The sequence below is a fragment of the Streptomyces sp. NPDC096132 genome (assembly GCF_044763345.1).
Taxonomy (GTDB): domain Bacteria; phylum Actinomycetota; class Actinomycetes; order Streptomycetales; family Streptomycetaceae; genus Streptomyces.
Window position 1 is genome coordinate 174,866 of the sequence record NZ_JBIWGA010000019.1, and the last position, 7,442, is coordinate 182,307.

General features: G+C 72.3%; 7 protein-coding genes. 4 read left to right on the top strand and 3 right to left on the bottom strand.

Annotation, left to right across the window (positions count from 1 at the left end; genetic code table 11):
- Positions 1-5 precede the first annotated feature (5 nt).
- Positions 6-1,349: a PLP-dependent aminotransferase family protein gene (locus tag ACIRF9_RS36510; protein ID WP_403831264.1), complete on the top strand. Its 1,344-nt coding sequence runs from the start codon at positions 6-8 to the stop codon at positions 1,347-1,349.
- On the opposite strand, the gene ACIRF9_RS36515 is transcribed toward ACIRF9_RS36510, so the two are convergent.
- Together ACIRF9_RS36515 and ACIRF9_RS36520 are read right to left on the bottom strand one after the other, a co-directional pair.
- Complete coding sequence (locus ACIRF9_RS36515) at positions 1,249-2,154, bottom strand: hypothetical protein (protein WP_403831267.1); 906 nt, start codon at positions 2,152-2,154, stop codon at positions 1,249-1,251. The two genes, ACIRF9_RS36510 and ACIRF9_RS36515, sit on opposite strands and share 101 nt — an antisense overlap.
- A 293-nt stretch (positions 2,155-2,447) precedes the next feature.
- Positions 2,448-2,888, bottom strand: a complete 441-nt coding sequence (locus tag ACIRF9_RS36520) for a hypothetical protein (RefSeq protein ID WP_403831269.1) — start codon at positions 2,886-2,888, stop codon at positions 2,448-2,450.
- A 120-nt stretch (positions 2,889-3,008) separates the two neighbouring features.
- On the opposite strand from ACIRF9_RS36520, the gene ACIRF9_RS36525 reads away from it, so the two are divergent.
- Entirely contained in the window at positions 3,009-4,253 is a 1,245-nt protein-coding gene (locus ACIRF9_RS36525; RefSeq protein ID WP_403831271.1) for a PP2C family protein-serine/threonine phosphatase, read from the top strand.
- Between the two features lie 55 nt (positions 4,254-4,308).
- Here ACIRF9_RS36525 and tnpA read toward each other — a convergent pair whose 3' ends face one another.
- Positions 4,309-4,770, bottom strand: coding sequence for an IS200/IS605 family transposase (gene tnpA, locus ACIRF9_RS36530; RefSeq protein WP_403831274.1), 462 nt, complete (start codon positions 4,768-4,770; stop codon positions 4,309-4,311).
- A 28-nt stretch (positions 4,771-4,798) separates the two neighbouring features.
- Between tnpA and ACIRF9_RS36535 the strand changes: the two genes are divergently transcribed.
- Both ACIRF9_RS36535 and ACIRF9_RS36540 read left to right on the top strand, forming a co-directional pair.
- Positions 4,799-6,043, top strand: a complete 1,245-nt coding sequence (locus tag ACIRF9_RS36535; RefSeq protein WP_403831277.1) for an RNA-guided endonuclease InsQ/TnpB family protein — start codon at positions 4,799-4,801, stop codon at positions 6,041-6,043.
- A gap of 67 nt (positions 6,044-6,110) precedes the next feature.
- A complete protein-coding gene (locus ACIRF9_RS36540; protein WP_403831279.1) occupies positions 6,111-7,304 on the top strand; it encodes a hypothetical protein in 1,194 nt (397 codons plus the stop codon).
- Positions 7,305-7,442: the final 138 nt, after the last annotated feature.

The window sequence follows — 7,442 nt, forward strand, 5'->3', positions numbered from 1 at the left end:
ACAGTGTGGGCGACTTCCGGGCCATCGCCGACCGGATCGCCGCGGACATCGCCTCCGGGCGACTGCGGGCCGGTCAACAGCTGCCCCCGCAACGGTGGTTCGCACGACGGCACCGCATCGCGCCGTCCACGGCCGGGCGGGTCTACAGCGAACTCGTGCGGCGCGGGCTGGTCGTCGGCGAGGTCGGGCGGGGGACCTTCGTGCGAGCCGCGCCGGAGACGGCGCAGGGGCGGGCGCTGATCGAGGAGGCCACCGCCGCGCCCGTCAACCTGGAGCTCAACTACCCGGTCGTGGCAGGGCAGTCCGAGCTGCTCGGACACGCGCTCACTCCCCTGCTGCGGCCCGACGTGCTCGGGGAGGCGTTGCGGCCGGGCGCCGCCACCGGGACCCCCGCCGCGCGTGAGGCCGCCGCCCGGCTGCTCGCCCTGCCCGGCTGGCGGCCGGGCCCCGACCGGCTCCTCTTCACGGGCAACGCCCGTCAGGCCATCGCCGCCGCCCTCGCCTCCCTCGTCCGGCCCGGCGGCCGGGTCGGGGTGGAGGAACTGACGTATCCGCTGGTCAAGGAGGTCGCCGCACGGCTGGGGGTGGTGCTGGTACCGCTGGCCGGCGACGGTGAGGGCGGGGTGCCGCCCGACGCGCTGCGCGCCGCCCACCGGGCCGCCCCGCTCTCCGCGCTCTACCTCCAGCCGACCCTGCACAACCCGACGTCGGTGACCATGACGGACGCGCGGAAGCGGGAACTCGCCCGCGCCGTCGCCGACCTGGACATCCCCGTCGTCGAGGACCGCATCTGGTCCTTCCTCCACCCGGACCCGGCCCCCTTCGCCGCCCACGCCCCCTCCCTCACCCATGTCGTGGACGGGCTGTCCAAACGGGTCGCGCCGGGGCTCACCGTCGGCTTTCTCGTCGTACCGCAGGGGCGGGTGGAGGCCGTGGCGGCCGCCGTGCGGTCCGGAGGGTGGAGCGCGGCGGGGTTCGCGCTGGAGGCGGCCGTGCGGTGGGTGGAGGAGGGGATCGTGGCACGGCTCGTCGAGGAGAAGCGCGCGGACGTGACCCGGCGGCAGGCCCTGCTCGCCGAGCACCTCGGCGCCTTCTCCGTACGGACCGACCCACGCGCCTACTTCGCGTGGTGGGAGCTGCCCGCGCCGTGGCGGGCGGACACCTTCACGGCCGCCGCCGCCGCGCACGGCATCGCCGTCACACCGGGCACCGCGTTCGCCGTCGACCCGCACCGCACCCCGGACGCGGTCAGGCTCGGGCTCGCGTCGGCTCCGGAGGGGGAGTTGGCGCGGGCGCTGCGGACGCTCGCGGGTCTTGCCGCGGGCGGGCCGTCCGGAAGTGGTGGGTGAGCCAGGTCGCCGCGGCCACCGTCAGACCGACGGCGAGGAGGAGCCAGGCCACCGTGCGCAGCGTCGTGGTGAGGGCGTCGTAGACCGCGGCGGCCGCCGGGCGGTGGGCCGGGTCGGGGAGGTCGGCGAGGGTGAGATGGCGGCCGATGGCGACGGCGAGGCCGAGGAAAGCGCCGCCGAGCGCGGTACCGAGGGCCGTCGCGGTGATCGCGCGGCGGCGGCAGGCGGCTACGGCGATACCGCAGGCCGCGAAGACGACGGCCGCCAACGGCAGCCAGAAACCGGCGACATCGAGCACGTGGTAGCCCTTCCGGAGTGTGACCAGGTCGTCGGGCGGGAGCAGGGCCACCCGGGTGTGCTCGATCGGGATGCGCTCGGCGAACGGCACGTGGTCGAGGGTCATCTGGTGTTTCAGCGGCGTGGTGACGGTCGCCAGGTCCACCGTCACCGGGCGGTCGTCACGGTCGGCGCGCTCGTCGTTCAGCGCTCTCATCACGGCCGTGTGCGCCGCCTCGTTGCCCGCGTCCCACGCGGTGCGGTAGGCGCGGGTCGCGGTGAACGAGCGGACCGCGTCCCGCATGAACAGCGGGCTCATCCCCGACTCGCGCGCCACCCCGTCCCCCACCGTGTCCGCCACGGCGTCCCGTACGGCGGGATCGGAGGCGAGCGGCGCCATCGCGGTGACGTAGCTGCGGGTGTCGGTGAGGCCGTACGCCGCCCAGGCCGCGAGCGCGCCGAACGGCACGAGCAGGCAGGACAGCGCGATCAGGACGGCCGACAGGGCGGTCCGCAGGCTTCGGGACACGCCTCAAGGCAACGGGCTGGGGGCGGCCTACGCCAGCCGACGTGAGCCGTACGGGTGCCCCTGGGATCGCCGGGATCCATGGGGCCTGTGGGGCTTCCGGTGGAGGGTTCACCCGAACGGGTGTTTCCTGGTTCTGGGGAGAAGGAGGCCGATCTCAGCGCCTCAGGAACGTCAGGAACCTCGTCGGGTGACTGGGAGTGGATCCCGGTCGGCCGGTGAGTGGAGGGATGAGGGAACGCATGGGCCCCGGCGCACCACGCCGGGGCCCATGTGCGTACCCGTGGGGGGAACGACTAGCGGATGCGGTGTCCCTCCGCGTCCTCGTGCGTGTAGTAGCGGTAGAACACCACCGCGAACGTGGTCGCGCCGATCACCGCCCCCATCCACACGGAATGCAGGATGCTCGCTCCGGTCTGCGCGAACAGGAAGCCGAAGGCACAGCCCGCGAACGCCGCCCACAGCACGGCGTGCAGTTCGCGCATCATGTGCGGGGCCAGGGCCGCCACGCCCATCCACAGGCCCGCGAACACGATCGTGCTCACGAAGCCGAGCAGGAGGTTCCAGCCGGTGATGGGGCCGCCGGCGCGGTTGTTGGCCGCCACCCAGTAGCCGTAGACGAGCCCCACGGTGACGGGGACCGCCCACCGCGCGATCCGGTGGGTCTTCTCACTGAAGACGTCGGGTGTCCTGGCCGGAACGGCCGGGGTCCGCACTGCGGGTGCCGCGTGAGCCATGAGAGCACTCCTCTCTCTCCTCGCCCCGCCTTCCAGGGCACACCTGTGCGCGGGCGGTGGCAAGTCGGGTGCGTCGAGTACCCGGATGCGGGCCGTCCCACCCCGTGTTTCGCTGACCTCATGCGCGACCCCGGGCGTCACGGAGGGCACGGAGGTCACGGTCCGCTCGACCGCGGCCGTCCGCGTACCCGGCGCCGGGACGTCCTGCAACGCCAGCAGCTCCTGCAGATCCGGGGGCGCAGCGTCACCTGGCTGGTGCCGCTGGTGATGCTCGTGGCCATCACCTTCGCCGACTTCAACACCACCGGCGAGTTCCGGATCGTGTCGTGGTGCGTGTTCGTCTCCGCGATCGCCGCCGCGCTGTGCGGGGTGTGGACCACGGCGCTCTTCGCGGCCCTGGCGCTCGTCGTGTACGTCACCAGCGACGCCGCCTGGCCCAGCGAGTACCGGGAGGGCCCGGCCGACTTCGTGCTCGTCCTCGTCGGCGGGGTGCTGTCCGTGCTCGCCTCCTCGTTCCGGGTGCGCGCCGAGCGGCGGATGCTGCACATGATGGACATCGCGGAGACCACCCGGCGGACCGTGCTGCGCCCGCTGCCGCCTCTGTGGGGCGGCCTCGACCACGCGGCGGTGTATCTCGCCGCCGACGCCGACGCCCGCGTGGGCGGCGACTTCTACGACATCCAGCCCGGCCCGCACGGCACCCGCGTCCTCCTCGGCGACGTACAGGGCAAGGGGCTGGGCGCGGTGGAGGCGGCGGCCGCGCTGCTGGGCACGTTCCGGGAGGCGGCGTACCACGAGGCGGACCTGACGACGGTCGCCGGCCGTCTGGAGACCCGGATGCGGCGGCACCGGCTGCACACCGTGGCGCTGGGGCGGGACGACGGGGACCGGTTCGCCACGGCCGTCCTCATCGGCTTCCCCGACGGGGAGCGGGGCGTGGTCGAGGTCGTCGGGTTCGGGCACGAGCCGCCGCTGCTGGTGGGGGCGGCGGGGGTACGGCCGCTGCCCTGCGGGGACGGGCTGCCGCTCGGCCTCGGGGACCTCGCCGGGGCGGACGGGGTGCCGGTGCTGCTCCGGGTGAAGGTGGCCGCGGGGGAGACGGTGCTGCTGGTCACGGACGGGGTGACGGAGGCGCGGGACGCGGCCGGGGTGTTCTATCCGCTGGCCGAGGAGGTCGCCTCGGCGGTGCGGCGGGACGCGCGTACGGCGGAGCCCGCCCCGCTGGTGGCGTTCGTGCGGGACGGCACGCTGCGGCACTGCGGGGGGCGGCTCGCGGACGACACGACGGTCTTCGCGGTACGGCGGGCGGGGGCGGTTTCCGCTCGGGGCGACGAAGGCCCCGTACGGGGACGTTTGCAGTCCTGAGGCAGACCTTTGCAGCAGCAGCGGTTATCGGGACCCTTGTAGAAAGCCCCGGCGCTCACGCCTGGGATGAATGCATCTCAAGGCTGCTCTGACGTGCACCGTAGAGCGGACGTTGTTGCTGCTCGATGTACTGGCGGACGATCGCCAACGGTGCTCCGCCGCACGATGCGGAGAAATACGAGGGCGACCACAGGTGCCCATGCATGACGGCGCGGTTGATCCGGCCGGTGAACTCCTGCCGTATCCGGCGAGCGGAGACGCCCTTGAGGCTGTTGACAAGCTTCGAGACGGCGACCTTGGGCGGGTAGTGCACCAACAGGTGGACGTGATCACGTTCGCCGTTGAACTCCTTCAGCTCCGCCTCGAAGTCCTCGCAGACCTTGCGCATGATCTCTTCGCAGCGTGTCAGCATCTCGTCGTTGAACACCCCGCGCCGGTACTTCGTCACAAAGACCAAGTGCACATGCATCGCCGAAACAACATGTCTGCCACGCCTGTAGTCGTTCTGTCCATCCATGAGACCAATCGTAGTAGGATCTTGGGTTGTGCAGCTCCGCTACAACTACCGGGTCTACCCGGACGCCTCCCAGCGCTGTGCGCTGGCACGTGCGTTCGGGTGCGCCCGCGTGGTGTGGAACGACTGCCTGCGTGACCGCAAGGAAGCACACGCGGCAGGACTGCCGTACGTGACGTCGGCCGAGCTGTCCCGGCTTCGCATCACCCAGGCCAAGCACACCCAGGAACGCGCCTGGCTCACCGACGTGTCGGCGGTCGTCCTGCAACAGTCTCTGCGGGACCTGGACACCGCCTACAAGAACTTCTTCGACTCGGTCAAGGGCAAGCGGCAGGGCCGCAAGGTGGGCCCGCCCCGCTACAAGTCGAAGAAGGACAACCGGCAGTCGATCCGCCTCAACACCAACGCCTTCTGCCTCCGGGACGATGGCACGGTGTACGTGGCCAAGGTCGGCAACCTCAAGGTCAAGTGGTCCCGTCGGCTTCCGGGCGCACCCACATCCCTGACCGTCACCAAGGAGAGCTGCGGCCGTTACTTCCTCAGCTTCGTCGTGGACACCGAGCCGGACATCCTCCCCGAGGTGGAAGCGGAGTCCGGTATCGACCTCGGCCTGTCCGTCTTCGCCGTCCTGTCCGACGGCAGCAAGATCGACAGCCCGCGCTTCCTGCGCCGGGCGGAGAAGAAACTCAAGCGTCTTCAGCGGGAGCTGTCCCGCAAGGTCAAGGGATCGAAGAACCGGGCCAAAGCCCGCATCAAGGTCGCACGCCAGCACGCCAAGGTGGCGGACCGGCGCCGGGACTGGCATCACAAGGCTTCCACACAGATCATTCGCGACAACCAAGCGGTGTACGTGGAAGACCTCGCGGTGTCCGGCCTCGGCCGCACCCGGCTCGCCAAGTCCGTGCACGACGCGGGATGGTCCGCGTTCGTACGGATGCTGGAGTACAAGGCAGCTCTGCACGGCCGCACCTTCGCCAAGGTGGACCGGGCCTTCCCGTCCTCTCAGGTCTGCTCGGCCTGCGGATTCCGGGACGGCCCCAAGCCCCTGCACGTGCGGGAGTGGACGTGCGGGGCCTGCGGCACCGTGCACGACCGCGACCACAACGCAGCCCGTAACGTCCTCTTCGAAGGACGTCGAATCGTCGCCGCCGGACGGGCGGAGACGCCAAACGCCTGTGGAGTGCCGGTAAGACGGGCACGCGTGCCCGCACAGCGCGGTGAAGCAGGAAGCCCCCGGAAGGGTCACACGACCCAGGCCGGAATCCCTGGACTTTAGGCCAGGGAGCACGTCAAGGTGCTGAGGTACTGATCGTCGTCGTCAACATCGACAGGGGGAGGGGACCATGCCCGGAACCGTGCTGCTGCTCGCGGCCTCGCCCGTGGGCAAGGGGTGTCTGGTGGACGCGGCGTCCGTCCTCCCCGTGCTCGCGGCCGTGCCGCCCGCCGTGCTGGCCGGAACCGACACCGCGAACGTCGTCGAGCTGGCCGATCCGCTGGAGCCGCAGGCCGTGCTGACCCGGCTGCGGGCCGCCGCGGCGGCGGCCGGGCCGCTGACCGTGTTCGTGACCGGGCAGCTCCAGCTCGACCGGCGGCAGCACCTGCCACATCTCGCGCTCGCGCGGACCACGCCGTCGACCGTGCGGTACACCGGGTTTCCGTGGCACTGGTTCCGGGAGGAGCTGCGGTTGCGGGCGGCCGGGACGACGACCGTGGTGGTGGATCTGCATGCCGACGCGGAGGCGTGGGGGTGGTTGCGGGGGCAGGTTCTGGAGTGCGGGCCGACGGTTGCCCTGTACGGGCGGGTGGCGCCGCCGCCGGGGCGGCGGGCGGTGGCCGCGCCGACGTATATGAAGGCTGTGGCGACGATACTGCGGAGCGGGGGCCGTCCGGCGGTTGAGCAGTTGCATCAGATGGCGTTGGGGAGGATCGCGGGGGAGGGGGAGGTGGGGGATCTCGTGCTGTCCGGGGGTGCCCGGGTGGAGTTCGCCCCCGCCGCCCCTTCCCTTCCCGTCCCTGGGGGCTACCGCCCCCAGACCCCCGTTTCGGCCCTGAAGGGGCCTCGTCCTCAAACTCCCCCAGCGGGGGGACCCCCAGACGGGCTGGTGGGGCTGGGAGATGACCCCCACGCCGCCATCTCCACCGCCGTCCAGGCCGGGAATCACTCCGAGGCCGATGCCCTTGCCGCTCGTTGGGAGCAGGCTGCCGCTGTTTCGCGGGGGGTGGGGTCGGAGGAGGCGTTGCACTGGGCCGAGGTGCGGGCCGATCTGGCGATGTTCGCGGGGGACGCCGAGCGGAGTTGCCGTACCTGGATGGCGGTCGCCGCCGCGCGGCTGGCCGCCGGGCAGGCGGTGGACGCGCCGGCCGTGGAGGCGGCCGTGGACCGGGCGCACCACCAGTGGGGGCGGATAGGCGACGCGGCGCGGGCCCGTGAACTGGGGCCCGCGCTCGCGGAGCTGCGCGGCCGGGTGCCCGGCCGGCGGCAGGGTGCGCTGGACCATGTCCAGCGTCAGCTGCGGCAGTTGCAGCTCCAGGCGTGAGCCGCCGCCCTATTTGGTGAGGGTGAAGTACAGGCGGGCGCCCACGCGCGGGGGGGTGTGGGGGGGCGGGCCCCGGCCGGGGGCCGGGCCCCACCACGCGCGGGCGCGGATTGCCGACCGCGTGGCCGGGTTTAATGG